Raw genomic sequence first — 679 nt, forward strand, 5'->3', positions numbered from 1 at the left:
CTTTGGGATTGTCCACCAGCAGTGGCCCTCCGGTCCGCACGCCGGGTTCGCCGACCACATGCCGCACATGATCCCAGTAGCGCACGAGCATGGTGCGCATCTCGCGCAGCACCGACGGCCCCGTCGACAGGGCGGTGATGCCGGTGATCTGTTCCGCGTCGGCTCCGAGCAATCCACGCAACATCAGCGCGAACTCGTCGGCCGTCACATGAGGATCGGTCCGAATGCGCCAGTCGCGCAGCAGCTTCGAGTGATCACCGGTGCCGGTGAAGAGCCCGACCACCGTGCTGGTGTTGCGCACATCGATCGCGAGGAGCATCGAATCAGACCAGCACGGAATCGGCCCGCAGATCGCGCGGCGTGATCAGACCCGAGCCCGCGGGTGCGTGCGCCGGATCGCTACCCAGCTCGACCGGCCGGTTCTTCTCGTCGACGAACACCACCCGGGGTGCGTAGTCGGCAACCTCCTGCTCGTTCATGACCCCGTAGGCGATCAGGATGACCAGATCACCCGGGTTCACCAAATGCGCTGCAGCCCCATTGATTCCGATGACGCCACTTCCCCGCTCGCCGGTGATCACGTAGGTCTCTAGCCGCGCACCGTTGTCGATGTCGACGATGGTGACCTGCTCGCCTTCGAGCAGATCGGCCGCCTCCATCAGTTCCTGATCGACGGTCA

General features: G+C 64.8%; 2 protein-coding genes. Both read right to left on the minus strand.

What is annotated here, in order from left to right; genetic code table 11:
* Nucleotides 1-319: type III pantothenate kinase (locus tag RKE40_RS29645; RefSeq protein WP_316021738.1), on the minus strand; the 319-nt coding region annotated here is incomplete at its 3' end.
* A 4-nt stretch (nt 320-323) separates the two neighbouring features.
* Nucleotides 324-679, minus strand: a 356-nt coding sequence (panD, locus tag RKE40_RS29650) for an aspartate 1-decarboxylase (RefSeq protein WP_316021739.1), incomplete at its 5' end; no start/stop codon positions are given.

Origin of the sequence: Allobosea rubneri (assembly GCF_032464875.1) — a bacterium.
In the GTDB taxonomy this organism is placed as follows: domain Bacteria; phylum Pseudomonadota; class Alphaproteobacteria; order Rhizobiales; family Beijerinckiaceae; genus Allobosea; species Allobosea rubneri.